Annotated in this window: 23 protein-coding genes; 16 read left to right on the top strand and 7 right to left on the bottom strand. The window is 63.8% G+C overall.

Going from position 1 to position 25,402, the window contains the following annotated elements:
* Positions 1 to 6: 6 nt before the first annotated feature.
* From U0042_RS00310 to U0042_RS00245, 14 genes are all read left to right on the top strand, one after another.
* Positions 7 to 684 carry a DUF1028 domain-containing protein gene (locus tag U0042_RS00310; RefSeq protein WP_114812092.1) on the top strand — a complete coding sequence of 226 codons (678 nt, stop codon included), beginning with the start codon at positions 7 to 9 and terminating at the stop codon, positions 682 to 684.
* Positions 677 to 1,834 carry an acetylornithine deacetylase gene (gene argE / locus U0042_RS00305; protein ID WP_114812090.1) on the top strand — a complete coding sequence of 386 codons (1,158 nt, stop codon included), beginning with the start codon at positions 677 to 679 and terminating at the stop codon, positions 1,832 to 1,834. The genes U0042_RS00310 and argE overlap by 8 nt, the downstream gene beginning before the upstream one ends.
* A 373-nt stretch (positions 1,835 to 2,207) precedes the next feature.
* The gene (locus U0042_RS00300) at positions 2,208 to 3,422 is read left to right on the top strand and encodes an ABC transporter substrate-binding protein (protein ID WP_419150547.1); all 1,215 of its coding nucleotides are present in this window, start codon (positions 2,208 to 2,210) and stop codon (positions 3,420 to 3,422) included.
* A gap of 55 nt (positions 3,423 to 3,477) precedes the next feature.
* Complete coding sequence (locus U0042_RS00295; protein WP_114812442.1) at positions 3,478 to 4,356, top strand: carbohydrate ABC transporter permease; 879 nt, start codon at positions 3,478 to 3,480, stop codon at positions 4,354 to 4,356.
* The gene (locus U0042_RS00290; protein WP_114812087.1) at positions 4,344 to 5,156 is read left to right on the top strand and encodes a carbohydrate ABC transporter permease; all 813 of its coding nucleotides are present in this window, start codon (positions 4,344 to 4,346) and stop codon (positions 5,154 to 5,156) included. Before U0042_RS00295 ends, U0042_RS00290 begins: the two co-directional genes overlap by 13 nt.
* Positions 5,157 to 5,169: 13 nt before the next feature.
* On the top strand, positions 5,170 to 6,204 hold the full coding sequence (locus U0042_RS00285; protein WP_114812085.1) for an NAD(P)-dependent alcohol dehydrogenase: 1,035 nt from the start codon (positions 5,170 to 5,172) through the stop codon (positions 6,202 to 6,204).
* A gap of 3 nt (positions 6,205 to 6,207) precedes the next feature.
* The gene (locus U0042_RS00280) at positions 6,208 to 7,380 is read left to right on the top strand and encodes an ABC transporter ATP-binding protein (RefSeq protein ID WP_114812083.1); all 1,173 of its coding nucleotides are present in this window, start codon (positions 6,208 to 6,210) and stop codon (positions 7,378 to 7,380) included.
* Between the two features lie 47 nt (positions 7,381 to 7,427).
* Entirely contained in the window at positions 7,428 to 8,321 is an 894-nt protein-coding gene (locus U0042_RS00275; protein ID WP_114812081.1) for an AraC family transcriptional regulator, read from the top strand.
* An 87-nt stretch (positions 8,322 to 8,408) separates the two neighbouring features.
* Entirely contained in the window at positions 8,409 to 9,878 is a 1,470-nt protein-coding gene (xylB, locus tag U0042_RS00270) for a xylulokinase (RefSeq protein WP_114812079.1), read from the top strand.
* A 136-nt stretch (positions 9,879 to 10,014) separates the two neighbouring features.
* Entirely contained in the window at positions 10,015 to 11,388 is a 1,374-nt protein-coding gene (locus U0042_RS00265; protein WP_114812077.1) for an alpha/beta hydrolase family protein, read from the top strand.
* 279 nt (positions 11,389 to 11,667) lie between these two features.
* Positions 11,668 to 13,020 (top strand): MFS transporter, encoded by a 1,353-nt coding sequence (locus tag U0042_RS00260; protein ID WP_114812075.1) that lies wholly within the window; start codon positions 11,668 to 11,670, stop codon positions 13,018 to 13,020.
* A 96-nt stretch (positions 13,021 to 13,116) separates the two neighbouring features.
* Positions 13,117 to 13,902, top strand: coding sequence for an IclR family transcriptional regulator (locus tag U0042_RS00255; RefSeq protein WP_114812073.1), 786 nt, complete (start codon positions 13,117 to 13,119; stop codon positions 13,900 to 13,902).
* Between the two features lie 58 nt (positions 13,903 to 13,960).
* Positions 13,961 to 15,685, top strand: coding sequence for a D-lactate dehydrogenase (gene dld, locus U0042_RS00250; protein WP_114812071.1), 1,725 nt, complete (start codon positions 13,961 to 13,963; stop codon positions 15,683 to 15,685).
* 18 nt (positions 15,686 to 15,703) lie between these two features.
* The gene (locus U0042_RS00245; RefSeq protein WP_114812069.1) at positions 15,704 to 16,882 is read left to right on the top strand and encodes a fumarylacetoacetate hydrolase family protein; all 1,179 of its coding nucleotides are present in this window, start codon (positions 15,704 to 15,706) and stop codon (positions 16,880 to 16,882) included.
* Between the two features lie 21 nt (positions 16,883 to 16,903).
* Here U0042_RS00245 and U0042_RS00240 read toward each other — a convergent pair whose 3' ends face one another.
* From U0042_RS00240 to U0042_RS00210, 7 genes are all read right to left on the bottom strand, one after another.
* Entirely contained in the window at positions 16,904 to 18,325 is a 1,422-nt protein-coding gene (locus tag U0042_RS00240) for a DHA2 family efflux MFS transporter permease subunit (RefSeq protein WP_114812067.1), read from the bottom strand.
* Between the two features lie 38 nt (positions 18,326 to 18,363).
* A complete protein-coding gene (locus tag U0042_RS00235; protein WP_114812065.1) occupies positions 18,364 to 18,927 on the bottom strand; it encodes an isochorismatase family protein in 564 nt (187 codons plus the stop codon).
* An 85-nt stretch (positions 18,928 to 19,012) separates the two neighbouring features.
* A complete protein-coding gene (locus U0042_RS00230; protein ID WP_114812063.1) occupies positions 19,013 to 19,480 on the bottom strand; it encodes a MarR family winged helix-turn-helix transcriptional regulator in 468 nt (155 codons plus the stop codon).
* A 72-nt stretch (positions 19,481 to 19,552) separates the two neighbouring features.
* Positions 19,553 to 21,064, bottom strand: coding sequence for a sensor histidine kinase (locus U0042_RS00225; protein WP_232833444.1), 1,512 nt, complete (start codon positions 21,062 to 21,064; stop codon positions 19,553 to 19,555).
* A 119-nt stretch (positions 21,065 to 21,183) separates the two neighbouring features.
* Positions 21,184 to 21,543 carry a response regulator transcription factor gene (locus tag U0042_RS00220; RefSeq protein ID WP_114812059.1) on the bottom strand — a complete coding sequence of 120 codons (360 nt, stop codon included), beginning with the start codon at positions 21,541 to 21,543 and terminating at the stop codon, positions 21,184 to 21,186.
* Positions 21,544 to 21,632: 89 nt separating this feature from the next.
* Entirely contained in the window at positions 21,633 to 22,001 is a 369-nt protein-coding gene (locus U0042_RS00215; protein ID WP_114812056.1) for a response regulator, read from the bottom strand.
* 14 nt (positions 22,002 to 22,015) lie between these two features.
* Positions 22,016 to 23,455 carry an RAD55 family ATPase gene (locus tag U0042_RS00210; protein ID WP_114812054.1) on the bottom strand — a complete coding sequence of 480 codons (1,440 nt, stop codon included), beginning with the start codon at positions 23,453 to 23,455 and terminating at the stop codon, positions 22,016 to 22,018.
* A gap of 440 nt (positions 23,456 to 23,895) precedes the next feature.
* Here U0042_RS00210 and U0042_RS00205 point away from each other — a divergent pair, with 440 nt between their 5' ends.
* Complete coding sequence (locus tag U0042_RS00205) at positions 23,896 to 24,564, top strand: GntR family transcriptional regulator (protein ID WP_232833453.1); 669 nt, start codon at positions 23,896 to 23,898, stop codon at positions 24,562 to 24,564.
* A gap of 30 nt (positions 24,565 to 24,594) precedes the next feature.
* The gene (locus U0042_RS00200; RefSeq protein ID WP_114812050.1) at positions 24,595 to 25,401 is read left to right on the top strand and encodes an SDR family oxidoreductase; all 807 of its coding nucleotides are present in this window, start codon (positions 24,595 to 24,597) and stop codon (positions 25,399 to 25,401) included.
* Position 25,402: the final 1 nt, after the last annotated feature.

Raw genomic sequence — 25,402 nt, 5'->3', positions numbered from 1 at the left:
GCGCGCATGACTTTCTCTATCGTCGGACGCTGTGAGAAGACGGGACAACTGGGCGTTGCGATCAGTTCGTCCAGCATTGCGGTGGGTGCGCGTTGTCCATGGCTGCGCGCTGGTGTCGGCGCAGTCGCGACGCAGAACGTCACGTTGCCCGCACTCGGCCCGCGTGTGCTCGATCTGCTCGAAGCGAGGCGGCTCGATCCATCTCAGGCCTTGAAACAGGCCCTCGATGCAGACGAATGGCGCGAGTATCGCCAGGTCACGGCGATCGACGCGCAAGGCCGGACCGCGTTCTTCAGCGGCAAGGAAGCACTCGGCACTTATCACGCCGTGGCGGGCGACCAGTGCGTCGCAGCGGGCAACATGCTGGCCGGCGTACACGTGATCGAAGCGATGCCGGCTGCGTTTGCCGACGCGCAGGGCACGCTCGCCGACCGTCTGCTCGCGGCGATGCGGGCCGCAATGGCCGCAGGGGGCGAAGCGGGGCCGGTCCATTCGGCGGCGCTGAAGATCGTCGGCGACTTGAGCTGGCCGCTCGTGGACCTGCGGGTCGATTGGGCCGACGACGATCCCATCGGTCAGCTCGGCAGCCTGTGGGCCGCCTACAAGCCGCAGATGCAAGACTACGTCACACGCGCGTTGAACCCGACCGTGGCGCCCAGCTACGGAGTGCCAGGCGATGAGTGAGATGTCGAGTCGCGCGCTGCTCGAAACGCTGGTGGGTTTCGCAACAGTGAGCCGCGACTCCAATCTCGCGTTGATCGCGTTCGTGCGGGACTTCCTCGCGCAGCAAGGCGTTGAATGCGAGCTGTTCTACAACGACGAGCGCACCAAGGCGAATCTCTTTGCCACGATCGGCCCGCGCGATCGCGGCGGCGTTGCGCTCTCGGGGCATACGGACGTGGTGCCCGTGGAGGGCCAGGCGTGGACTATCGATCCCTTCAGTCTCGTCGAAAAAGAAGGCCGGCTCTATGGGCGGGGCACGGCCGACATGAAGGGCTTTCTGGCATCGGTGCTTGCGGCGGTGCCGATGTTCGTCCAGCGCGATCTGAAGATGCCCGTGCATCTCGCGTTCTCGTACGACGAAGAGGTGGGCTGCCTCGGCGTTCGTTCCATGCTGGACGAACTCGCACGGCGCGAACATAAACCGGTGCTGTGTCTGATCGGCGAGCCCACTGAATTGAAGCCTGTGCTGGGGCACAAAGGCAAGCTCGCCATGCGTTGCTGTGTGAAAGGCGCCGCGTGTCATTCCGCTTACGCGCCATATGGCGTGAACGCGATTCAGTATGCGGCGCGTCTGATCGCTCATCTCGAAGAAATCGGACAGACACTCGCGCAGCCCAAGCACCACGACGAACGGTTCGACCCGCCATACTCGACGGTACAAACGGGCGTGATTCGCGGCGGGCGTGCGCTCAATATCGTGCCCGCCGAATGCGAGTTCGATTTCGAAGTGCGCGCGTTGCCGGGCTTCGACGCCAGCACGGTCGCCAACAGATTGCAGCAGTACGCCGAGTCCGAACTGCTACCGAAGATGCGCGCCGTGAAGCCGGAAACCGGCATCACGCTTCAAGCGCTTTCGGCCTATCCAGGACTGGCGATCTCGCCGCAGAGCGAGGCGGCGCGTCTCGTCGCGCTGCTGGCGGGATCGACGGAATTCGGCACGGTCGCGTTCGGCACCGAAGGCGGCTTGTTCGAACAGGCGGGCATTCCGACTGTCGTATGCGGCCCGGGCAGTATGGATCAGGGGCACAAGCCCGATGAATTCGTGACGGTCGAACAAATGCGCGCGTGCGACGCCATGCTCGTGCGGCTCGCCGATTACCTCTCGGCATGATCGCCACATGATCGAGCGCTGCGTTCCGCGCTGAACGCAGCCTCGACCTGTTCACACGCCATTGCTGCGACGCTTCACGCGTCCATACCGGGGCACACCCGTGCCCGAGCGCACGCACTCACGCTGCGCGCCGATCCTCCCCGGCGATACGAATTTCCGCACCGCACACAAGCATTGAGAAAAAAGTATCGACAGCCGCGCTGCTTTGGCGTGGCTGACGCGACAAGGCGGGTGGTACCGTGCAAACGCTATCCGCCCGGATGCACGAATGTCCGGCTGATAACGAGAATTCCAATCAAGATTCCAGGAGACAGCTGTGAACAGATTCCATCATGGCGCACTGTGTGCGCTCATCGGCGCGACCGTGCCGGTCATGTCGTTCGCGCAATCGTGCAATGTGCCCGTACTCAAGGTGCTCGGGCAGAAGACGTTGGGCATGGCGGTGATGGAGAAGTCGCTGCCGGACTATGAAAAGAAGAGCGGCACGAGGATTGAGATCAGCTATTTCGGCGAAAGCGACCGGCGCGCGAAGTCGCGGCTCGATGCTTCGACAGGTGCGGGCTCGTACCAGATCTACTATGTGGACGAAGCCAACGTCTCGGAGTTTGCACAGGCGGGCTGGATCGTTCCGCTGCTCAAGTACTACCCGAAGGAAGCCGATTACGACGACTTTCTGCCGGCGCGCCGCGCGGTGGCGAGCTACAGGAACGTCGCGTATTTCGCACCCCTGATCGGCGGATCGGACTTTCTGTTCTATCGGCGCGACCTGCTCGAGAAGGCCCACATGCCGGTGCCGCGCACGCTCGACGAACTCGTTGCGGACATCAAGAAGCTCAACGCGCCGCCGAACCTCTATGGATGGGTGGCGCGCGGCCAGCGCGGCTCGGGCATGAACGTCTGGCGCTGGGCGCCGTTCATGCTGGGCGAAGGCGGCACGTGGACGGACAAGTCGGGCCAGGCGGATTTCAATTCGCCCGCTGTCGTGAAGGCGACCCAGCTCTACACCGATCTCTTCCGCTACGCGCCGCCCGGCTCGGCCACGTATGACTGGAGCAATGCGCTCGAAGCGTTCCGCTCCGGCAAGGTGGCATTCATGATCGAGTCCACGCCGTTTGCGGACTGGATGGAAGACCCGACCAAGTCGAGCGTCGTGGACAAGGTGGGTTACGCGCGACCGCCCGCACCGCTGCCCTCGGCTGCCTACGGCCACGGTCTGGCCATTTCCGCGGTGGGCGCGAAGGACGAATGCACGCGTCAGGCGGCGGGCAGGTTCATCGCGTGGGCAACGAGCAAGGAGCAGGAGCAGGCGCGCCTGCGCGCGAACGTGTTCAGCGACTACAACCGCACGAGCACGATTCAGAGCGACTACTTCCAGAAGCACGTGAAGCCGCAGATTCTGGCCGGCCTGAAAGATACCGGCCCCGTTTCGCAGGTCACGTTCTGGCGCACGCCGCAGTGGCCCGATATCGGCGACAACCTGGGTGTCGCGCTCGAAGAGATCTTTACCGGCACGCAGAAGGACATCCAGGGCGCGTTGAACGATGCCGTGCAGTACGCCCAGGACGCGATGGAACACGGGCGCAAGTGACGTGTTCCCCGGGGCACGGCGACGTGCCTCATTCCGATGCATGCTGGAGCAGGCCATGTTCAATCGCGGCAAGACCAGTCTTCCGTTCGTGTTTCTCGTGCCGCCGCTTGTCGTGATGGCGGTGCTGGGCCTCGTGCCCACTGTGGCGGCCATCAATCTCGCGCTCAAGAACCGCGTGCTTCGCTACACAGATAGCGAGTACGTATGGTTTCGCAACTTCGTGCGTCTGGCGACGGACCGGCGTTTCATCAACTCCATCGAGGTCTCCGCGATCTGGGAGGTCGTCACCGTTTTGGGCGCGGTCGCGGTGGGCATCGTGATCGCCGTCTATCTGTTCGAGAACGTGCGTGGGCGCATGCGCAATCTGATCGGTGTTCTGTTGATCGTGCCGGTCTTGCTGCCTCGCGTTTCGGCGGCGTTCATCTGGAAGTTCATGTACTCGCCGTTGAGCGGCATTCTGAGCTGGCTGTTCGGCGTGTTCGGCATACCGAATACGGCCTTTCTGTCGGACCCGTCCATGGCGCTCTACGCGGTCGCGCTGGTGGACATCTGGCAATGGGGTCTGTTCTTTGCCGTGGTCGTGCTCAAGCTGCTGGAGACGCTGCCGCCCGAGCCGCTGGAAGCCGCCCGGCTCGACTATGCGAAGACGTGGCAGGTCTACGCGTGGATCGCGCTGCCCATGCTGAGAGCGCCGATCATGAGCCTCGTGTTCATCAAGATGGTGGAGTCGCTGCGATCGTTCGACCTGATCTACGTGATGACCAAGGGCGGCCCCGGCGTGTCCACCGAAACGCTGGACATGTACGCGTATTCGCAAGGCATCGGTCTTTCCGGCAAGGTGTCGTACGCGTCGAGCATGGCGGTGCTGATGATGGTGGCCACCACCCTCATCTTTACCCTGATCTGGAAACGGGTGAGCAAATGGGAAGACTGATATCCCGCAGCACGGTCTTGCTGTTCGGCGGCGCGCTCGTGCTGGTGGCCGCATTTCCGATCGTGTGGGCAGTGCTCAACTCGCTCAAGCATCTGCTCGACATTGTCACGCCCACGCCGCGATTCATTTTCACGCCGACGCTGGAAAACTACCGTCAGGTCATATCGAGCCCTGAAGTGCTCATTGCGCTGCAAAACAGCGCGTTGATCGTGGGCACCGCCGTGCTGTTGGGCACGGTGCTCGGCGTGCCGGCGGCCTACGTGATTGCGCGCTTTCACGTGCCGGGCAAACGCGACATCCAGTTCTTTCTGCTCTCGCTGCGGTTTTTGCCGCCTGTCGCGGTGGCGATTCCGCTCATCGCCATCTGGATCGACCTGGGGCTCTACGACACGCGGCTCTCCATGATCGTGACGTATCTGCTGACCACGCTCTCGACCATTACATGGCTTTCGATTCCCGTGTTCCAGCGCATGCCGCGTGAGATCGAGGAGGCCGCGACGCTGGACGGCTACGGGCCTTACGCCGTGTTCTGGCGCATTGCGCTGCCTAGCTGCGGCAGCACGTTGATGGGCGGCATCGTGTTCAGCTTCGTGCTGGTCTGGAACGAACTGATGATCGCGCTTGCGCTCACGTCCTCGCGCAGCGCGACGCTGCCTGTCGTGGCGTCCGCATTCACGTCGCTGGGCCAGGAAGTGCCATGGGGCGTGATCAACGCATCCACGGTGTTGCTCGCCATCCCGCCCATCATTTTCGTGGGCGTGCTGAGCCGCCTGCTGAACTCAATGCTCAAAGGAAAATAAGGAGAACGCTCCGATGAAAGCCCTCGTACTCGAAGAAGCACGCCGCCTGAGCCTGCGCGACATCGACCTGCCGCTCGCGGTGGGGCCGCGCGACGTCAAGATCCGCATCCATACCGTGGGTGTGTGCGGCAGCGATGTTCACTACTTCACGCACGGCCGCATCGGGCCGTTCAAGGTGGAGCAGCCGATGGTGCTCGGCCACGAAGCATCCGGCACGGTGGTGGAGGTGGGCGAGGAGGTGAGTCACCTCAGCGTGGGCGACCGCGTCTGCATGGAGCCCGGCATTCCGCAGTTCGATTCGCCCGCCACCATGCGCGGGCTCTACAACCTGGACCCTGCTGTGCGCTTCTGGGCCACGCCGCCCATCCACGGTTGCCTCACGCCGTATGTGGTGCATCCGGCGGCGTTCACGTACCGTCTGCCCGATAACGTGAGCTTCGCGGAAGGCGCGATCGTCGAGCCGCTTTCCATTGGCTTGCAGGCGGCCAAGAAGGCGGCCATGAAGCCCGGAGACGTAGCGGTCGTGATCGGCGCGGGCACCATCGGCGCGATGACGACGCTCGCGGCGCTGGCAGGCGGCGCATCGCGCGTGATTCTCGCGGACGTGGTGAAGGAGAAACTCGCGCATTTCGCCAACCATCCTGCCGTGGTGACGGTGCACGCGGCGGAGCAATCGCTGCCCGACGTGGTGCGGCAGGTGACGCAGGACTGGGGCGCCGACGTGGTCTTCGAAGCATCGGGCAATGCCGCCGTATTCGAAACGCTGCTCGATCTCGTATGCCCCGGCGGATGTGCGGTGCTCGTCGGCATGCCGGCGAACCCGGTCGCGCTGGACGTGGTTGCGATGCAGGCGAAGGAAGTGCGGCTCGAGTCGGTATTTCGTTATGCCAATATCTTTCCGCGAGCGCTCGCACTCATCAGTTCGGGCGCGATCGACGTGAAGCCGTTCATCTCTCGCAAGTTCGCGTTCTCGCAGGGTGTGAAGGCGTTCGAGGAAGCCGCCGCGGGGCGCCCCGAAGACGTCAAGATCCAGATCGAGATGGATTGAGCCATGGCCAATATCGTCTGCAAGGGGCTGACCAAGCAATACGACGGCGGCGCGCCAGTGCTGCACCCGCTCGACCTGCATATCGAAGAGGGCGAGTTCGTGGTGCTGCTGGGTCCGTCGGGTTGTGGGAAGTCCACCATGCTGAGGATGATCGCGGGGCTCGAGGACATTACCGGCGGCGACCTGCTGATAGGCGGCACGGTGGTCAACCAGACGCCGGCGCGCGAGCGCAACGTCGCGATGGTGTTTCAGAACTACGCGCTCTATCCGCACATGAACGTGTACGACAACATCGCGTTCGGTCTGCGCCGGCTCAAGACGCCCAAAGACGAAATCGACCGTCGTGTGCGCGAGGTGGCGGCCACGCTGAATCTCGACGCGCTGCTCGAACGCAAGCCGCGTGCGATGTCGGGCGGTCAGCAGCAGCGGGCGGCCATTGCACGCGCGATGATCAAGACGCCCTCGGTGTTCCTCTTCGACGAACCGCTCTCGAATCTGGACGCGCAACTGCGGGCGCAGTTGCGCACCGACATCAAGCGTCTGCATCAGCGCCTGAAGACCACCACGGTGTACGTGACGCACGATCAACTCGAAGCGATGACGCTTGCGGACCGGGTCATCCTGATGCGCGGCGGCCGCATCGAACAGCAAGGCACGCCGACCGAGCTTTACCGGTACCCTCGCACGTCGTTTGCGGCAGGCTTTATCGGCACGCCGGCCATGAACTTCCTTGACGGCGTGGTGGAGCGCAACGGCGAGACCATCGCGGTGCAAATGAAGAGCGAACGCTGGGAACTACACGGCGCGCGCTTCGGCAGTCTGTCCAACGCGCAGGCCGTGAAGCTCGCGGTGCGGCCGAACTACGTGCGTATTGGCGCGGCGGCGCGCGCTGCCGGAACGCTCGCGCTGCAGGGCACCGTGGAACTGGTCGAAATGCTGGGCGCGGAAGCGCTCGTCACGGTGGAGTGTTCGGCAGAGCGCGTGGCCGCGCTGATTCCGGCGACCAGCGTGCCGACGCCCGGCGCGAACGTGACGCTCGAATTCGCCGTGCACGACCTGCATGTGTTCGATGCGAAGAGCGGCGAAAACCTCTCGCTCGATCTGCAGTACGATGCGGCAAACCAGCCGCCCGACCACTCCACCCACCACGCGGCGCCCACGCTGGGTGTGCATTAGCCCCGCCATGAGATGCGCCGCGTAGCGACACGTGAAGGAGACGACGCATGAATCCGGATCTCGAACTCGTTCATACCCGGCAGGATGAATCGTTCCGTGCATGGGTTCACGACTATCCGCACACGGTGGCGAAGTGGCATTTCCATCCGGAGTACGAGATTCACGTCATTCGCGAATCGTCGGGCAAGTGTTTCGTTGGCGACTACATCGGCGACTTTGCGCGAGGCAATCTCGTGTTGACGGGACCGAACCTGCCGCACAACTGGGTGAGCGACGGCGGCCATGAGGTCGCTGTACCGTCGCGCGACCTGGTGCTGCAGTTCTCGCGCGAAGCGGTGCAACGCATGGTGTCGGCGTTCGCGGAGCTGGGCCCCGTGCTCGCGCTCATCGACGAGGCTTCGCGCGGCATCCAGTTTCCCGATCGTCTCGGTCTTGCCGTCGCACCGCTGATCGAGGCGCTGTGCGACGCGCACGGAGCACGCCGCGTGGCGCTGCTCATGACGATTCTCGACGAACTCACGCACTGCGCGGACAGAAAGATGCTGGCGGGGCCGTCCTACGACGTCAACGCGCAGCGCTACATGTCTTCCACGATCAATCAGGTGCTCTCGTACATACGCCAGAACCTCGCGGGCAATCTGCGCGAAATCGACGTGGCGGAGCTTTCCGGCATGAGCATCAGCACGTTTACCCGCTTTTTCAAGCGACATACCGGCTGCACCTTCGTGCAGTACCAGAACCGGTTGCGCCTGAACGAGGCGTGCGAGCTGCTCATGTGCACGAGTCTTGGCGTGACGGACATCTGCTATCGCGTGGGCTTTAACAACGTGTCCAATTTCAACCGGCAATTTCTGGCGCAAAAGGGCATGCCGCCCTCGAAATTCCGCGCGCTGCATCGGCTCAACGAACCGTCGGCGCACGCGCAGAAAGAGGCCGCCTGAACACGTATCGGACCGCTTTCGGGTCAAGCCGGGGCAACCTTCGCTCACCCGCTGCCCACGCTACCCGCCCATCAACAGGATCGCACCTTGAGTTATATCGGCATTGATCTCGGTACTTCGGAAGTCAAAGCAGTTCTGACGGACGATTCATCCAACGTCGTGGCGAGCGCCGGCATTGCGCTGCGTGTGGACCGTCCGCATCCTCACTGGTCGGAGCAGAGCCCGCAGGACTGGTGGCAGGCAACGCTCGATGCCGTCGACGCGATTCGCGCGGCGCAACCTCGCGCATTTGCGCGGTTGCGCGGCATCGGGCTTTCAGGACAGATGCACGGCGCGACGCTGCTGGACCGTGGGGCAAACGTGCTGCGCCCGGCCATTCTCTGGAACGACACGCGCGCCTATGCCGAGTGTGTCGAACTGGAAACGCTCGTGCCGGATTCGCGCGCGATTACCGGCAATCTGGCGATGCCGGGCTTCACCGCGCCGAAGCTGTTGTGGCTCTCGAAGTACGAGCCGGCCGTGTTCGCCTCCGTGCAGAAAGTGCTGCTGCCGAAGGACTATATTGCGTGGCGCTTGACGGGCGAGTTCGTCTCCGAGATGTCCGATGCGTCGGGCACGCTGTGGCTCGATGTCGGCAGGCGGGACTGGTCGGATCGCATGCTGGAGGCTACGGGGCTGACGCGTGAGAACATGCCGCGCCTCGTGGAGGGCAGCGAGCCGGGCGCACCGTTGCGCGACGACTTGCGTCGCGAATGGGGACTGCATGAGCGTGTGGTGGTGTGCGGCGGCGCGGGAGACAACGCGGCGAGCGCCATTGGCATTGGCGTCGCCAAGACCGGCGATGCGTTTCTTTCGCTCGGCACCTCAGGCGTGCTGTTCGCGGCGACCGGGCGCTACGCGCCGAACCCCGCCCAGGCCGTGCATGCGTTTTGCCACTGCGTGCCGGGTCAATGGCATCAGATGAGCGTGATCCTCTCCGCTGCCGCAAGCCTTCAGTGGTTGTCGCGCGTGCTGAAAACGACCGTTGCCGAACTGGTGGAAATCGCGCCCGCGGGCGAAGCGGCGACAGCGCCCATCTTCCTGCCCTACCTGAACGGCGAGCGCACGCCGCACAACGCAGCGGATGCGAAGGGCGTGTTCTTCGGCATGACGGCATCGCACGACGCCGCGGATCTCGCCTACAGCGTGATGGAAGGCGTGGCCTTCGCGATGGCCGACGGCTATGCGGCGCTGCAAGGGGCCGGCACGCAACTGGAGCGTGCATCGTTTATCGGCGGCGGCTCGCGCAGCGCGTTGTGGGGGCGTCTGTGCGCTACGGCGCTCGGCTTTCCCCTCGACCTGCACGAAGGCAGCGAAGTAGGCGCGGCTCTCGGCGCCGGGCGACTCGCGCGTCTCGCCTGCAGCGGCGAGGCGCTCGATGCCGTATGTGTGGCGCCGCCCGTGGTCGAGCGATACGAGCCTTCCGTGCCGATGCGGGCGATGCTGGACGAGCGGCTCGCACGTTACCGGCGCCTGTACCACGCGTTGAAGGACGAATTTCGTGCTTCGGCCATCTGATTCACGAACGCCGACGCCTTGAGATAGCTCAACAACGAACCCGCAATTCACGACCAGGATTTTCCGGTTGCAGATCGGGGCAGATGCCGCCGCGGTCTGCGCAGATGCTTCTTTCAGCCATCACGGAGATATCCCTATGTCGTTTATTGCAGGCGTTCCGTCAGCTGCGTCGGAAGACGGCGAGGTCAACGGGCCGCGACGTACCTTGTTGCGCGGCGCTGCCGCACTGGCGGCAATTGCGCTAACCGATGCGCATGCGGCCACGGCGGGCAGCGTTCCTGCCGCAGCAAGCGGTATCGACCGCACATGCCGGGTCACCGCAGACCGCCTCGACAAGCTCGTGGCGTCGGCCTATCCGCTCTTCAACAAGCCCGCCATTCTCCCTGCGTTCGATGCGAAAACGCATGGTGCGTGCTTCGACGTGGATCTGCATCGCGTCGTCACCTTCACGGTGAATCCCGAAAGCGGCGAGCGGGTCAAGGTCAGCGGGCTGCTGGCGTTGCCTGTGGGAGCGAAGGGTGCAATTCCGCTGGTGTCGTGGCAACACGGCACGATCCTTTCCTTCGACCAGGTGCCGTCCAATCTCACGCTTCTTGCCGATGCCGACCGCCAGCTGACCGACGCGGGGGATTCGCTGGAAACGCTCTTCAACGTGCACCGTTTCGCGGGGCAGGGCTATGCGGTGATCGCGGCGGACTATGTGGGCAAAGGGCCGTTTCGCGACGGACGCGGCGAGGCGTATGCCGTGAAGGACGTGACGGTGCGCACCTGTCTCGACATGCTCGCGGCCGGTCAAGCGGCCATGCGCAAGCTGGGCGTCACGCCGTCGAAGCTGTTTCTGCACGGCTGGTCGCAAGGCGCGGTCAATACGCAGTGGCTGCATCAGGCATTGCGCAAGCAGTCCCGGCCCATTGCGGCCACCGCCGTTGCGAGCCCGTTCAACGACTTGAACGAAGCGTGGCGTTTCTGGGCGGGCGCGCAGAGCTTCGCGTTGCCCCAGGGTGTGACGACCTATCCGGCGCTTCCCGACTGGATTTCTGTCTGCATGATCGTGACGCTGGGGAGCTACGAATTGCAGTACGGTTTGAAGGGTTTGATGAAAAGCGCGGTACGTCCCGAGTTTCACGACTTCGCCACGAAGTACTGGGCGGACTACAAAGTGGACGTTGATTCGTCGAAGCCCACGCCGACGGGTTCGAACCTGCTCGTCCCTGACTTTTTCGAGCGCTTCACCGCGGCGCAAAACAGCGCATTCCTTCAGCATCTCGCGGCCAATCGCGCCACATACTGGAACTACGACAGCCCCATCCGCTTCATATATGGCCTCGCCGACGAAGCGATTCACCCGGGCATGGTTTACCCGGTCCTGGCCGCGGGAGGCCGATTCGTGACGGGCGTTCCCGTTCAGGGCGCGAGCCATCGCGGTACCTTTCTTGCCGGTCTTTACGGCGACGGCACGACGCTCGGCGGTTCGAATAACGTCACGGCCTGGTTCGACACGCTCCGCTGATACCTACCGCACCTACGGGCCTCGTTACGAGGAACGGATACTGCTCAGAAGGCACGGCCGTCGCGAAGTCGCGAGTTGAAGGCTGCGACGGCCTGTACAACCGCCTGGAAAATTCATCAGTCTGTTGGACCTTGCCGGCGGGCGCTCTTACGATACGCCGGTCCAACCTTCGGCCGTGCGCCGCTGCCGCGTCCGACCGCGAGAACGACATCAAAATGGGTCCGGCCCGTTGCCCGCAGCCGCGAGACAACGAGACGCCGGCCTGCAAAGGAGACATCGATGGAACTCGAAGCACGCACCATGGCGCGCGTAACGGCACGTCTCGTCCCGTTCCTGATCGTTTGCTACTTCATCGCTTACCTCGATCGCGTCAACGTGGGTTTTGCGGCATTGCAGATGAACAAGGCGCTCGATCTCTCGTCGAGCGCCTTTGGTTTTGGGGCGGGCATTTTCTTCATCGCCTATTTCTTCTTCGAGGTTCCGTCGAATCTGCTGCTGGAGCGCTTTGGCGCGCGGCGATGGATTGCGCGAATCATGTTCACGTGGGGCATTCTGGCCGGCGCGATGGCGTTCATTCCGCATCTCTCGCGCATGACCGGCATGTCGAACGCGCACGTGTTCTACACGCTGCGCATTCTGCTCGGCGTGGCCGAGGCAGGTTTCTTCCCCGGCATCATCTTTCTGCTCACGCTGTGGTTTCCTGCGAAATACAGGGCGCGCGTGGTCGGCTACTTCATGGCCGCGATTCCGCTGTCGACTGTCATCGGCAGCCCCATCTCGGGTGCGCTGCTATCGCTGGACGGCAAGAGCGGGCTTGCCGGATGGCAATGGCTGTATCTGATCGAGGCGGCGCCCGCGCTGATTCTTGCCATCGGCGTGCTGCTCTATCTGACCGACAAGCCGGCCGACGCTCACTGGCTCGGCGACGACGAACGCGCGTGGCTCGTTGCACGCCAGGCGCAGGAGCGCCGGCATCGCGAATCCGTGCGTTCGTTCAGCGTGCTGGAAGCGCTCTTCAATCCTCGCATTCTCGCCATCGCGCTGATCTACTTCGGCGCGAACGCGACCAACTACGGCCTGAGCTTCTTTCTGCCGCAGATCGTCAAGGCGTTCGGCCTCACGAATCTGCAGACCGGCTTCGTGACGTCGCTGCCGTACATCGTGGGCCTCGTGGCCATGGTCTACTGGGGACGTCATTCAGACCGCAGCCTCGAACGCAAGCGGCACGTCGCGATCGCACTGGTGATTGCGGCTGGGGGCATTGCGGCCGCGGCGGGGCTGGATAATCCGGTGCTCAAGATGATCGCGCTTTCCATCGCGGGCTTCGGTATCTTCGGGTGTCTGCCCATCATCTGGACGCTGCCTGCGGCGTTCCTTTCCGGCGCGGCTGCGGCAGGCGGCATTGCGGCGGTGAACTCGCTCGGCAATCTCGCCGGCTTCTTCGGCCCGTATGCGATGGGCTGGATCAAGGACGCGACCGGCGGCTTCGGAGCCGGGCTGCTTTGTCTCGCGGGCGCGGGCCTTGTCGGCGCCGCGGCTGCGCTGCTGCTGCATCACAACCGTGCGCTCGAAACGCTCGCCGATCCCGAACGGGACGAGCCGCAGGAAGGCGCCAAGGTTGCACGGTCATGACGCTGCGCGGTCGCGGAATCCGGAACACAAGACGTGAGTGGCGTCCGACATAATTGCGAGGATCCCATTGTGTTGGACAGCTCTCTCACCCCCGCCATGCCGAAAGCCACTACCGCCGCGACAGTGGACGCGCCTTCGAGTGCGCCGTACGAAGTGCCGGCGCTCAAACGCATCGACGACATTCTCAAAGCGCTTGCCGGTGCGCCCACGCCGATACGCACGTCGAAGCTCGCGGAGCTAACGGGGCTTTCGCGCAGCACGTTGTATCTGCTGCTCGATTCGATGGAGCGCCGTCACTGGGTCGAGAAGCGGGACGGCGGATACATCGTCGGCGTCGCGCTGTTCGAGCTGGGCAGCGCGTATGTGAGGCACGACCGCTTGCAGGCGCTGTTCAGGCACGAGGCGGCCAAGTTCGTGGCCGCTCATAACGAGGTCGTGCAGCTTGCCGTGCTGGACGGCATCGAAGTGGTGTACATCGCGCGTGAAGACGCCGCCCGGCCGGTGCGGCTGGTATCCGACCTGGGCGCGCGGTTGCCGGCGCATTGTTGCGCGCTCGGCAAGGCGCTGCTGGCGAGCCTGCCGGACGACGAACTGCGCAACATACTGCCCCAGCGTCTGGATTCGCTCACGGCCCACACCATTACGCGTCGCGCCGACCTGCTGGACGCGCTGGCCGAAGTGCGGGCCACGGGTATTGCGCGCGAACGCGAAGAGGTGACGGAGGGCCTCGCGTGTTTTGCGGCTTTCGTCGGCGTAACCGCATTGGGCAAACGCGTGGCGCTAAGCACGAGTGTTCCGCTGGGACGACTGGATGAACGACTTGAAAAACGTATCGCAGTCCGGATTGTCGACATGGCGAACCGCATAGGCAAGGCGCTGTGACAGAGGGATTGCCGATGACGGCGTGCAATTGCAGGAAAGGCCACCGCGAATCCGGACCATGCAGAATCTCGTAAAAGAGTTCGAAACGATTGTCGGCAGCCGGTTTGTATTGACTGGCGAGCTTGAGATGCGACGCTTCACCAGAGGCTATCGCTATGGCGTTGGCGCGGCGCTGGCTGTCGTGCAACCGGGCACGCTGGTCGAGATGTGGCAGGTATTGAAAGCGTGCCATCAGGCGGGCTGCGTCATGATCTTTCAGGCCGCCAATACGGGGCTCACAGGAGGCTCGACGCCGCATGCCGAGGGATACGATCGTCCGGTGGTCATCGTCAACACCTTGCGCCTTTGCCGACTCGATCTGATCAAGGACGGCACCCAGGTCATCGCGCAGCCCGGCGTGACGCTGGACCAGTTGGAGAAGCGGCTGAAGCCGATCCAGCGGGAACCGCATTCGGTGATTGGCTCCAGTTGCATCGGCGCGTCGGTGATCGGCGGGATATGCAACAACTCGGGTGGATCGCTGATCCGGCGCGGGCCGGCTTTTACGCAACTGTCGCTGTACGCGCAGATCACTGCGGCGGGAGCGCTGGAACTCGTCAATCATCTTGGGGTGCAACTGGGCGGCACGCCCGAGCAAATCCTGAGCCGCCTGGATCGCGGCCAGTTTTCGGAAGCGGACGTGGTCACTTCGCCGTCTCTGCAGGCGTCGGATCATCAGTACTGCACGCACGTGCGCGACATCTCCGCGTCGAGTCCCGCGCGATTCAATGCGGACCCCCGGCGCCTGTTCGAAGCCTCGGGGTCGGCCGGGCGAATCGCGGTCTTTGCGGTGCGGCTCGATACTTTTCCCGTCGACAGGAACACGCAGGTTTTTTATATCGGGACCAACGATCCCGATGAACTCGAGCAGGTACGGCGCGATATTCTGCGCAAGTTCGAGAGCCTGCCTGTCGCGGGCGAGTACATGCACCGCGGCGCCTATGACGCGGCGAAGCGCTATGGCAAAGACCTCTTTCTGTTCATTCGGGCCTTCGGTACACATCGCGTGCCGAAGGCGTTCAAGGTCAAGAGCCTCGTGGACGGCTTCACGGAAAAGCTGGGCATGGGCCCGGCGATCAGCGACCGTCTGCTGCAAGCGGTCGCGACGGTTTGGCCCGACCATCTTCCCGCGCGGCTCAACGACTACCGGAACCGCTACGAGCACCATCTGCTGTTGAAGATGGGCGATACGGGAATAGACGAAGCGCGCCGATATCTGGCGGCGCGTTTCCCTTCGGCACACGGCGGCTATATCGAATGCACCGCGGAAGAAGGAACGTGCGCGTTCCTGAACCGGTTCGTGATCGGCGGCGCGATCGTGCGTTATCGGGCAGTGCATCCGAAGACAGTCGAGGACATCGTCGCGCTCGACATCGCTTTGCCGCGAAATACGCACGACTGGTTCGAACGGCTGCCGGCGCACATCGACGACAAGATCGAATTCAAGATGTACTGCGGCCATTTCTTCTGCCACGTCCTCCATCAGGAATACCTGGTAAAGAAGGGCGAGGACTGCGACAGAATCAAGGACGACATCCTTGCGCTGCTTGACGAACGCGGCGCGAAGTATCCGGCCGAACACAACGTGGGCCACCTTTATGCCGCGGACGAGTCGCTGCGTTCGTTCTACAGGGCGCTCGATCCCACCAACTCCTTCAATCCGGGCATCGGCAAGACGTCGCGACATATCAACTGGGGCGAGGCCGAAGAGGTGGTGAGCAATGAAAACGAATGGTCCAAATAAACTGGAGGTATTGCCGAAATGACCCCTCAACCCGCAACCGCCTATTTGCCGGAGGACTTTCAGCAGGCTCTGCTGGTGGGCCGCGTGTGGCGCAAAACCGGCCATGGCGAAGGGCCTTCCGTCGTGATCGTTCGCCACGGCGAGGTGCTCGACATGACAGCGAGTGTGCCCACCACGGCCGACCTGTTCGACCGTGACGACCTCGTTCAGTTTGCGCGCACGGTGAAGGGCGAAGCGTTGGGCCCCGTCGTGAAGCTGATGGACGCTACGTTGCACGATAAGGAACACGCGACCGTGCGGTTGCTGGCGCCAAACGACGTGCAGGCGATCAAGGCGTGCGGGGTCACGTTTGCGGTCAGTCTGATCGAGCGCGTTATCGAGGAGCAGGCGGGTGGCGACCCAGCCAGGGCGAAAGAGGTGCGCGAGGCCATCACGGCCACCATTGGTACGGACCTTTCGAAAATCAAACCGGGATCGGATGCGGCCATGCGGCTCAAGGCCGAACTCGAGCGACGCGGTGCGTGGTCGCAGTATATGGAAGTGGGCATTGGGAAGGATGCCGAAGTGTTTTCGAAGTCACAGCCGATGTCCGCCGTCGGGTTCGGCGCAGAGATCGGGCTGCTACCTGTATCGAACTGGAACAATCCGGAGCCGGAAATCGTGCTCGCCGTAAACAGCCGTGGCGAGATCGTGGGCGCAACGCTCGGCAACGACGTCAATCTGCGCGACATCGAAGGGCGGTCGGCGTTGCTGCTCGGCAAGTGCAAGGACAACAACGCGTCGTGTGCCATCGGGCCGTTCATTCGGCTGTTCGACGAGTCGTTCGATCTCGACTCCGTTCGCAAGGCTCACGTCGCGTTGCGCGTGGAAGGCGCGGACGACGGATTCGTGCTGGAAGGTGTGAGCCATATGAGCGAGATCAGCCGTGACCCCGCGGATCTCGTCGCGCAGACCTACGGTCGGCATCATCAATATCCGGACGGCTTCATGCTGTTTCTCGGCACCATGTTCGCGCCCACGGCCGATCGCGACAGCGAAGGCGGCGGCTTCACGCATCACCTGGGCGACAGCGTGACCATCTCGGCTGAGCAACTGGGCACGCTCGTCAACACCGTGCAACTCAGCACGGAAATTGCGCCGTGGACCTTTGGCGTGCGTGCGCTCTATCGCAATCTGGCGTCGCGAGGGCTGCTCTAAAGGACCGCGACGGCTTCCATTTCATTCGCGCTCGCTCGCCATCGCACGCCGCGGCAGCGCGGTTGCCGCGACGACGGTCAAGACATGCAACGCGGCAAGCAGCAAAAATGCGAGCGTCCACGCATTCGGCCCCGCATGGCCGACGCGCGCTTCCAGCATGCGGTCGAGAAAGGTCGCGCACAGTGTGGTGAGCGTCGGGCCGCCAAGGCGCTGCATGATATTCAGCGTGGTGGCGGCCATCGGCAGCTCGCGTGGCTCGGTGGACGCATAAGCCGACGAAAGGGCGGGAAGTGCCACGGCGCCTTGTCCCATGCCGCGAAGAAAGAGCGCCGGGAGCAGGACAAGGACGTCGAGCGGACCGTGCGCCAACCACGCGAGCGCCAGCGTTGCGCAGACGGCGACACTGGCGCCGCCCATGGACACGGCACGTTCGCCGAAGCGACTGGTCAGGAATCCGAGCGAGGGGAACGTGACCATCATGCCGAGCCCGAGCGGCGCGAGCATCCATCCCATCGTGGCGGGTGAACGGCCGCACGCCTGAATCAGGAACAGCGGAATGAGCATCTGCCCCGCGAACAACACGCCGTTCGAGAGAAATAGCGCGGCCGACGCGACGCTAAACACCCTGCTGCGAAACTGGTTCAGGTTGATCAATGCGTGCGCGGCCTTGCGTTTTTCGACACGCAGGAACACGACAAGCAGCAGGGCACCCGCGATCAATGCGACAAGGCCCGCGTGCTCGCCGATGCGTTCGAACCCGAGCAGCACGAGGGCGAGTGCGGGCGACAGCAACATCAGTCCAACCCAGTCGAGCCCGCGCGGGTTGTGTTGCGGCTTGTCGGCGGGCAGAAAGCGTTTTGCGAGGAAAAGCGCGAGCAAGCCGACCGGCAGATTCACGAGGAATAGCCAGCGCCACGACGCGTAGTGCAATATCGCGCCTGCGATGACCGGACCCAACAGCGGCCCCAGCAGAATCGGCATTGCGGCGTAGCCCGCGATACGCGTGAACTGGTCTCCCGCTGCCCTTTTCATCGTCATCTGCGCCATGGGCGCAAGCAGGCCGCCGCTCACGCCCTGCAAGATACGAAAGCCGATCAGCGCGTTCGCGGACCAGGCGAGGCCGCAAAGCGCCGAACTGGCCGTGAACAACGAGAAGCACCACAGATACAGGGCTTTTCCGCCGATGCGCTCCACGAGCCAGCCATTCAAGGGCAAAACGAACGTGAGCGCGAGCAGATACGCGCTCGTAACCCATTGAATGGCGGGCAGCGTGGAGCCGAGATCGCTTGCGAGACTGGAGAGCGACACGTTCACGATGGTGGCGTCCAGCTGCGCGAGCAATGATCCGAGCACCGCGACCGCCGTGATCTTCCAGATCGAAGGGGCGAGCGCTGGCGCGGCGTGTTTTTTGCCCTGTCTGCTTTGCGAGTCGTCGTCCGCCATGCGTTTTAGCGAGCCGTTGCCGCTCTCCGTCTTGCCGCTCAATCGTGCGACGGTTGCAGCAGCGCGATGATCTCTTGTGTCGTGCCGGTTTCGCCCAGGCGCGGAAAGATGCGCGACACGCTGTTGGCGTGCGCATCGGCGCTCATGTCCGTCATCGCGTCGATTGCCAGCGTGACGTTGAAGCCGAGCGCAAACGCTTCGCGCGCCGTCGACTCCACGCCGATGCTGGTCGCGACGCCAGCCAGGACGATTTGCGTCACGCCAGCGGACTTCAGCCAGGACTCGAGATCCGTGCCTGGAAACGCACCCCATGTGCGTTTGGTGACGAGGTGATCTTGCGGCTGCTGTCCGAGTTCCGGCAGCAGTTCGGTCCAGTCGGAGGAAAACGTCACGGCGGGCGGTGATTGTTCCGTGCGCCCCGGCGCGCCGCCGGCCACGTTGACCAGTACGACGGGCAGGTTTCGCTCGCGAAAGGCGGCAGCAAGCAAACCGGCCTTCTTCGCCACGGCTTCGGTGGGGGCGGCGGTGGGCAGTGCTGCGATGCCCTTTTGAAGGTCGATGACGACCAATGCCGTTCGGGGGGCCAGAGTTGTCACGCTCATGTTAGTGATCCTAAGTGGTTGCAGGGGTGAATCACAGACTTCGTCTACGCTTCGCCGCAAGTCGTGCTACCTGCGGCGCGGTGCGTCAGGAGTTGCCGAGCCGCCTGAGCAGCGGGATGGCGGCGGCAAGGGTCTGCAGCTCCGTCTGATCGAATTGCGACAGCGCTTCGATTAGCCACTCGCGCTTCGCCGCGGTGCGCCGCCGCCGTTCTTCAAGGCCCTTCGGTGTCAGCGCGAAGAGAATCTGGCGACCGTCCGTGGGATGAGGTTGGCGCTCCACGCAGCCTTCTTCTTCGAGGCTGGCCAGGATCGACTTCATCGACTGGGGTTTCATCGCTTCCGCACGCGCGAGATCGGCTGTCGTCATGAGGCCGCCCTGTTCCAGCCGCGCGAGCGCGCTGGACTGGGACAGGCTGAGTTCGTCGGGATTGCCCACGGAGCGAAGCCTTCGCACGATTTGACCGATGGCCGGCGTCAGCTCGGCGATGACGGATTCGAGCGGAGCGTCAGGCGCGGCCGATGATGGCCGCGAGGCAGTGCGTGAACGTGTCATGGGCGCAGCATAGGTCAAGACAGTTTAACTTGCAAGTTAAACTGTCGAATTGATTGGAGGCTTGCGAAGCGCTTACGCGGGGCGCGGAATGCAGACGGTGAAAGTGGAGCCCTGACCCGCCCCGGTGCTGAAGGCATGCACCGTCCCGCCGTGCAGGGTGACGATATGTTTGACGAGCCATAAGCCGAGGCCCAGCCCGCCAATGCGACCGCTCGAATGCGGCGCGATTTGCCGGAACCGTTCGAAGACGAGCGGCAGCGCCGCGGCGTCGATTCCCTTGCCCGTATCGGTGACCGTGAGCTCGGCATGCTGACCGGTGATACGCAAGGCAATTTCAATGTGCCCCGCGTCGGTGAATTTGACCGCATTGGACAACAGGTTCCAGACCACCTGTTTCATGCGACTTTCGTCGGCCATGACGAAGCACGACGGCATCTCGCCAACGCGCAGTTCGATTCTTTTGTGCTCGGCCTGCTTGCGCACGTCCTCGGCCACTGCAGCGGCAAGCGCGCCCAGATCGATGGGCACCCTGTTCACCGACAGCTTTCCCGTCGTGATCGCGCCGCTGTCGAGCAGGTCGTCCACCATGTGCGAAAGCTGGCGACCGTTGCGCCTGATCGCATCGGCGGCGCGAGCGATGTCGGCGGGTGCTATCGCGCGTTGCAGTACCTCGGCCCACGTGACGATGGCATTGAGCGGCGAACGCAGTTCGTGGCTCACGCTCGTCACGAACTGATCCATCGTGGCGGCCAGGGCGTCGCTGCGCGCACGGGCATGGCGCTCGGTGTCGGCGCGCGCGTCCAGCGCAAGCTCGCGCTCCTTGCGCGCAGTGATGTCGAGCGTGAATCCCGTCATCGCGCTGAGCTGTCCGTCGTGATCGAAGCGGCCGATGCCGCGAACCAGGATCCAGCGCCGAGCGCTGTTCTCATTCGGCGCCGTGACGAGTCGCTCCATTTCGAACGGTTCTGCTCCCGCCGCCGCACGCTGGCGCGCCGCAAACTGCGCAACGTTTTCACCCAGCAGCCTGTCGGGCGTGATGGTGTTCGTGTCTGCCTCGTTCGCAATGCGTTCTGCACTCCGCTCTGCACCCATGTGTTCGACGCATCGCTCGCTGCACGTCACCTGCTCGCGATCGAAATCGATCCGCCATACGCCGAGGCCGGCTTGCGCGAGTGCGAACGCCAGCGTGTCGGGCGCGGCCATGTCGGCATCCTGTTTCGCGAGCACCGACGTGGTGACGTCTTCGAATCGCAATGCGAAGAGCGTCGGCTCGTCATGGGCGGCCAGTAGACGCGAGGCATGCATGCGCCAATAGTGGCCACGTTCAGACGGTTCGCCATGAAACGCCGGGTCCACGTCGAACCGGAACACGGGCGACACACTTGCCCCACCACGTTGCGCATCTGCAACGAGCGCATGGATCAGGCGGTCGCGCTCCTGCATGCGCATTGCGCCGTGCGGCTGCGCATCGGTACGGTGGAGGTCGTGCGCCGCCCCGAATCGCGCGCGATACGCATCGTTCGCCGCAACCACGACGAGGTGCTCGTCGAGCACCAGATAGGGTTCGGCCAGACGCTCGAACAACGACGCGCTACTGGAAGAGCCATACGGCGATCGCGACGAAAGTCGTCTGGGCTCATCCATGACGGGCCCTGTTCGGCGAGCGGATCTCGATTGCAATCAGCGTTGCGTGCATAGGTTCCTCACTGCCGAAGGAGCCGCGCCACCGTGGCGAGGAAATCGTCCATATGCGCCGGCTTGCGCAAACGGGCGTCCCACAATTGCGATTCGGGCGCGCTGGAATTCATGTGCGCCGACGTATGCAGCAAGATCGGAATGCGCGACCAGGCGGGGTGCCCGCGAAGGGCGCGGCACAGCGCTTCGCCGTCCATGTCGGGCATCATCAGATCGGTCACGACGAGGTCGGGTATCTGGCGCTGCACGCGGGCAAGCGCGTCGCTTCCGTCGTGCGCGCAATCCACGTCGTAGCCCGCATACTTGAGCGCGAAGCTCAGCGCCTCGAGCAGTTCGAACTCGTCGTCAACCAGAAGGACACGCTTCATTGCTGCCTCAAGACTCCGAGTGTTTGCCCGACAGAAAACGTCGGTTGCGTGAAGCGCGCAGATGCAGCCCGCGCTTCGGCCGTGCAGTGCTACGTCCTGCTCGCGCCGACGTGGCGAGCCACTACGTCGAGCAACGTTGCCGGCGGATACGGCTTGTGAAGCACCGCCACGAAAAGCGCCCGGTCTTCGTTCGCCAGCGCGTGAGGTGCGGCGGTGCACAAGACGATCGGCAGGTGCGCGAGCCGCTCGTCTTGCCGCAATGCTGTTGCCAGTTCCACGCCCGACATCACGGGCATCATCAGGTCGGTCACGATCAGATCGGGACGCTCTCGCCCGATGACATCCAGTGCCTCCCTGCCGGTGCGGGCGGCATGCACGACGTACCCTTCGCGCCGAAACAGAAACGAAAGGAAATCGGTCACGAGCGACTCGTCGTCGACGACAAGCAGGGTAGTCATGCGATGTCCCGCGTCTATCGAACGTCGACTCCGACGGGCACTGCTACCGTAACGGACGCTGTTCCCGTGACCCGCAGCCCTACGCCGCTGCCCGCAATCTCGAACTCGGCAACGGAGGTGTCGAATACGCTGTCGCGGACCTTCAGAACCTTCATGCCACGCCGCAGCGTGTCGCCTGTCAATGCGTGATGCAGCGCGATCACGTTATCGATTTGACTGAGAATTTCCGGGGAAGGATTCGTCATCCACGGCCCGGAGAGTTCCTTGACCTCCCACGTGCAGACAGTCGTGACGCCGATGGCGCGCAACTCGTTCGAGAGGGCCGCGAAGAATTCGACCATGCGATTCGGGTTCACGGTAGCGCGCTCGAAGCCGGTCAGGCCGTCCAGAAAAAGCCGCCGCGCACGCGTGACGCGCACGGTGGTCAGCAATTCGTGAGCGAGCTTGTCGAGCAGGTTTTCCGTGAGGGGCCGCCACATGACGGTGAGCGCCTTCGATTCGATCATCGCGTGAATGTCGATGCCAAGCGCCGACGCCTTCGCCGCAAGCCGTTCCGGCGTTTCGTAAAAACCGAAGTGCACGCCCGGCTGCTCGGGCGTGGCCTTGTGCAGAAAGCCGAGGCCGAAGGTGGTCTTGCCGCTGCCCGCGGGGCCCACGACTGCCGTGACCGAATGAGCGGGCAGACCGCCGCCGATGCGCTCGTCGAATCCCTCGAGGCCCGTGCTCAATCTGTCGGGCGGCGCCGTATCTTTGACGGACGGATTCGCGAGCGCCGCTTCGAGCCGCGGATAAACGTCGATGCCGCGGCTCGTGATCTCGAACAGATGGAAGCCGCCCAGCGCGCGGCTGCCGCGCGATTTCGCGACCCGCATCTGCCGCACCGTGCGCGAGCCGACCACGCTCTCTTCGAGTTGCAGCACGCCGTCCACCATCGTGTGTTCGGGGCTCGATTCGTCGATGCGCGCGCTCGTGAGGAACAGCACCGTGCAGCCGGTGAAGGCTGCGTGGCCCTGCAATTCGGCCACGAACGTCTTTACGTCGAGATTGTTCTGCGCGCTCTCGCGCGCATTGAGCAGCCCGTCCAGCACCAGAATGCTCGCGCTCTGACGGGCCAGTTCGCCGCGCAGCATCTCCACGAGCGCCTTGAGGCCTTCTTCGCGCAGCGTGCGCAACAGGCTGATATAGGTGATGTCCTTGCCGACCTTCGCGGCATCGAAAAAGTCGAGCGTGGCGAGCGACTGGAACAGGCGGTCGTGCGACTCGGCGAGCAGCGTGACGTACAGCACCTTGCGGCCCTGCCTCGCCTGGGCGAACGCAAGCTGGTTCGCGAGGATCGTCTTGCCCGCGCCGGGGCGGCCCTGAATGATGTACGACGAGCCCGCAATCAGGCCGCCGCCCCAGATCTCGTCCAGCCCCTGAACGTCGCTGCGCAGTCGTACCGGCACATTTTCCATTGCGTTGAACCTGTTGGGTAAGGGGCGTAATAAAGGGCGTAATAAGGGACGTAATAAGGAGCGTAATAAAGGACGCAATAGAGGGCGTGAACCCGTCACGGCTTCGTCGGCGGCCTTTGCAGCCGCGCCGTTTGTCGCGCCTCATCGGTCCTCGCAGTCTACAGCAGGATGCGCGTTCGCCCGCGCGATGCCCCCACGCGCCTGGCCGGCGCGTCGTCATGCTGCCGGGACCATACCTCGCGTTTTCCCCTAGCGATTCCCGGTTGACTCGCCATGCACGGCGAATCAAACTTCGTTCAAGAGAACTGTGATCACAGGTCACAGAAGGGCCGAAAAAAGCCGAACGCCTGGCGGCAGCCTGCATGAAAGAACGGAGGTCGAGGGTGGCAACTCGCACGTCAACGGATTTACCCGAGCTCGAACTGGTCGCACGCGAAACCATGGCGGGCCGCGTCTACGCCCAGTTGCGGGAAGCGATCATGACCGGCCGGTTCGCGCCGGGCCAGTTGCTGAGCCTGCGCAGCGTCGCCGAAGCGGTGGGCTCGTCCACCATGCCGGTACGCGCCGCGCTCACGCGGCTGCAGGCGGAAGGCGCATTGATCGACGGACCGGGCCGCGCGCTGATGGTCCCGCCGATGACGCTCGAACTGCTCGAAGAATTGCGCGACGTGCGCATCGCACTCGAAGGCACCGTGGCGAGGCGCGCCGCGGCGCGCATGTCGCGCGAGCACCTCCAAGCACTGCAGGCCGTGTTCGACACGATGGACGCACACGTCGAAGCAGGCGACGTGCCGGCCTATCTGCGCAGCAATTTCCAGTTCCATATCGCGATTTACACGCACGGTGCGAGCGACCTCACGCTCGCCACCATCCAGAACCTCTGGATGCGTATCGGCCCTTTCCTCAATCTCGTGGCGCCGGACATTCCGCACATGCGCCGCTCCATGGTGGCGCATCGCCACATCGTCGAAGCGCTCTGGCGCGGCGACGGTGACGGCGCCCGCGCGGGCATCGAGGAAGACATCGGCGACGCCGCCGCGGACCTGCAGGAGCGTTTGCAGGCCGCCGAGCTGGGCAAGGACGACAGCGGCGACCGGGCCACCGCCTGAAGCTTGCGCACCAGAAAACGGAGAAGGGCAATGACGGTTCTGCAGATGCTGAAACCGCACGCGGGCTTGCGCGTGCTCATTACGGGCGGCGCGTCGGGCATCGGGCTCGTGATCGCGCGGGCCTTCGTCGAAACGGGCGCGCGCGTGCACGTCTGCGATGCGAGCGCCGAGGCCATCGACGCGCTTGCGCAGTCGCAGGCCAACGCCGGGTCCGCGCGGATCAGCGCAACGCTCGCGGACGTATCCGATCGCGATGCCGTTGAACGCGTGTTCGCCGACGTGCAGAAAGAACTGGGCGGACTCGACGTGCTCGTGAACAACGCGGGCATTGCGGGCCCGACAGGCGGCATCGAAGAACTCGACGTGAAGGAGTGGGAAACCACGGTCGACGTCAATCTCAACGCGCAGTTCTATTTCGCGCGCCGCGCGGTGCCGCTGCTGCGCTACGCGCAACACGGCGGAACGATCATCGCGCTTTCGTCGGTGGCGGGGCGGCTCGGCTACGCGTTCCGCACGCCGTATTCGGCCACCAAATGGGCGGTGGTCGGACTCACCAGGAGTCTCGCCATCGAACTCGGCCCGTCGAACATTCGCGTCAATGCGATCCAGCCGGGCATCGTGAAAGGCCCGCGCATCGAACGCGTGATCGCCGCACGCGCGGCCCAATTGAACCTGTCTTACGAAGAGATGGAGAAGCAATACCTTGAGAAGATTTCGCTGCGCCGTATGACGACGCCGGAGGAAGTGGCCGCCACCGCGCTCTTTCTCTGTTCGCCGGCGGGCAGCGGCATCTCGGGGCAGGCCATCTCCGTCTGCGGCAATGTCGAAGTGCTCTGAG

It is taken from the genome of Paraburkholderia kururiensis (assembly GCF_034424375.1).
Classification (GTDB): Bacteria; Pseudomonadota; Gammaproteobacteria; order Burkholderiales; family Burkholderiaceae; genus Paraburkholderia; species Paraburkholderia kururiensis_A.
Note: the sequence above shows the minus strand (reverse complement) of the source record. Positions and strands in the feature narration are given on the sequence as shown.

Coding starts and splice junctions, on each gene's coding strand:
- U0042_RS00310 (WP_114812092.1), top strand. CDS start 7: ATGACTTTCTCTATCGTCGGACGCTGTGAGAAGACGGGACAACTGGGC.
- argE (WP_114812090.1), top strand. CDS start 677: ATGAGTGAGATGTCGAGTCGCGCGCTGCTCGAAACGCTGGTGGGTTTC.
- U0042_RS00300 (WP_419150547.1), top strand. CDS start 2,208: ATGTCGTTCGCGCAATCGTGCAATGTGCCCGTACTCAAGGTGCTCGGG.
- U0042_RS00295 (WP_114812442.1), top strand. CDS start 3,478: ATGTTCAATCGCGGCAAGACCAGTCTTCCGTTCGTGTTTCTCGTGCCG.
- U0042_RS00290 (WP_114812087.1), top strand. CDS start 4,344: ATGGGAAGACTGATATCCCGCAGCACGGTCTTGCTGTTCGGCGGCGCG.
- U0042_RS00285 (WP_114812085.1), top strand. CDS start 5,170: ATGAAAGCCCTCGTACTCGAAGAAGCACGCCGCCTGAGCCTGCGCGAC.
- U0042_RS00280 (WP_114812083.1), top strand. CDS start 6,208: ATGGCCAATATCGTCTGCAAGGGGCTGACCAAGCAATACGACGGCGGC.
- U0042_RS00275 (WP_114812081.1), top strand. CDS start 7,428: ATGAATCCGGATCTCGAACTCGTTCATACCCGGCAGGATGAATCGTTC.
- U0042_RS00265 (WP_114812077.1), top strand. CDS start 10,015: ATGTCGTTTATTGCAGGCGTTCCGTCAGCTGCGTCGGAAGACGGCGAG.
- U0042_RS00260 (WP_114812075.1), top strand. CDS start 11,668: ATGGAACTCGAAGCACGCACCATGGCGCGCGTAACGGCACGTCTCGTC.
- U0042_RS00255 (WP_114812073.1), top strand. CDS start 13,117: ATGCCGAAAGCCACTACCGCCGCGACAGTGGACGCGCCTTCGAGTGCG.
- dld (WP_114812071.1), top strand. CDS start 13,961: ATGCAGAATCTCGTAAAAGAGTTCGAAACGATTGTCGGCAGCCGGTTT.
- U0042_RS00245 (WP_114812069.1), top strand. CDS start 15,704: ATGACCCCTCAACCCGCAACCGCCTATTTGCCGGAGGACTTTCAGCAG.
- U0042_RS00240 (WP_114812067.1), bottom strand. CDS start 18,325: ATGGCGGACGACGACTCGCAAAGCAGACAGGGCAAAAAACACGCCGCG.
- U0042_RS00235 (WP_114812065.1), bottom strand. CDS start 18,927: ATGAGCGTGACAACTCTGGCCCCCCGAACGGCATTGGTCGTCATCGAC.
- U0042_RS00230 (WP_114812063.1), bottom strand. CDS start 19,480: ATGACACGTTCACGCACTGCCTCGCGGCCATCATCGGCCGCGCCTGAC.
- U0042_RS00220 (WP_114812059.1), bottom strand. CDS start 21,543: ATGAAGCGTGTCCTTCTGGTTGACGACGAGTTCGAACTGCTCGAGGCG.
- U0042_RS00215 (WP_114812056.1), bottom strand. CDS start 22,001: ATGACTACCCTGCTTGTCGTCGACGACGAGTCGCTCGTGACCGATTTC.
- U0042_RS00210 (WP_114812054.1), bottom strand. CDS start 23,455: ATGGAAAATGTGCCGGTACGACTGCGCAGCGACGTTCAGGGGCTGGAC.
- U0042_RS00205 (WP_232833453.1), top strand. CDS start 23,896: ATGGCGGGCCGCGTCTACGCCCAGTTGCGGGAAGCGATCATGACCGGC.
- U0042_RS00200 (WP_114812050.1), top strand. CDS start 24,595: ATGACGGTTCTGCAGATGCTGAAACCGCACGCGGGCTTGCGCGTGCTC.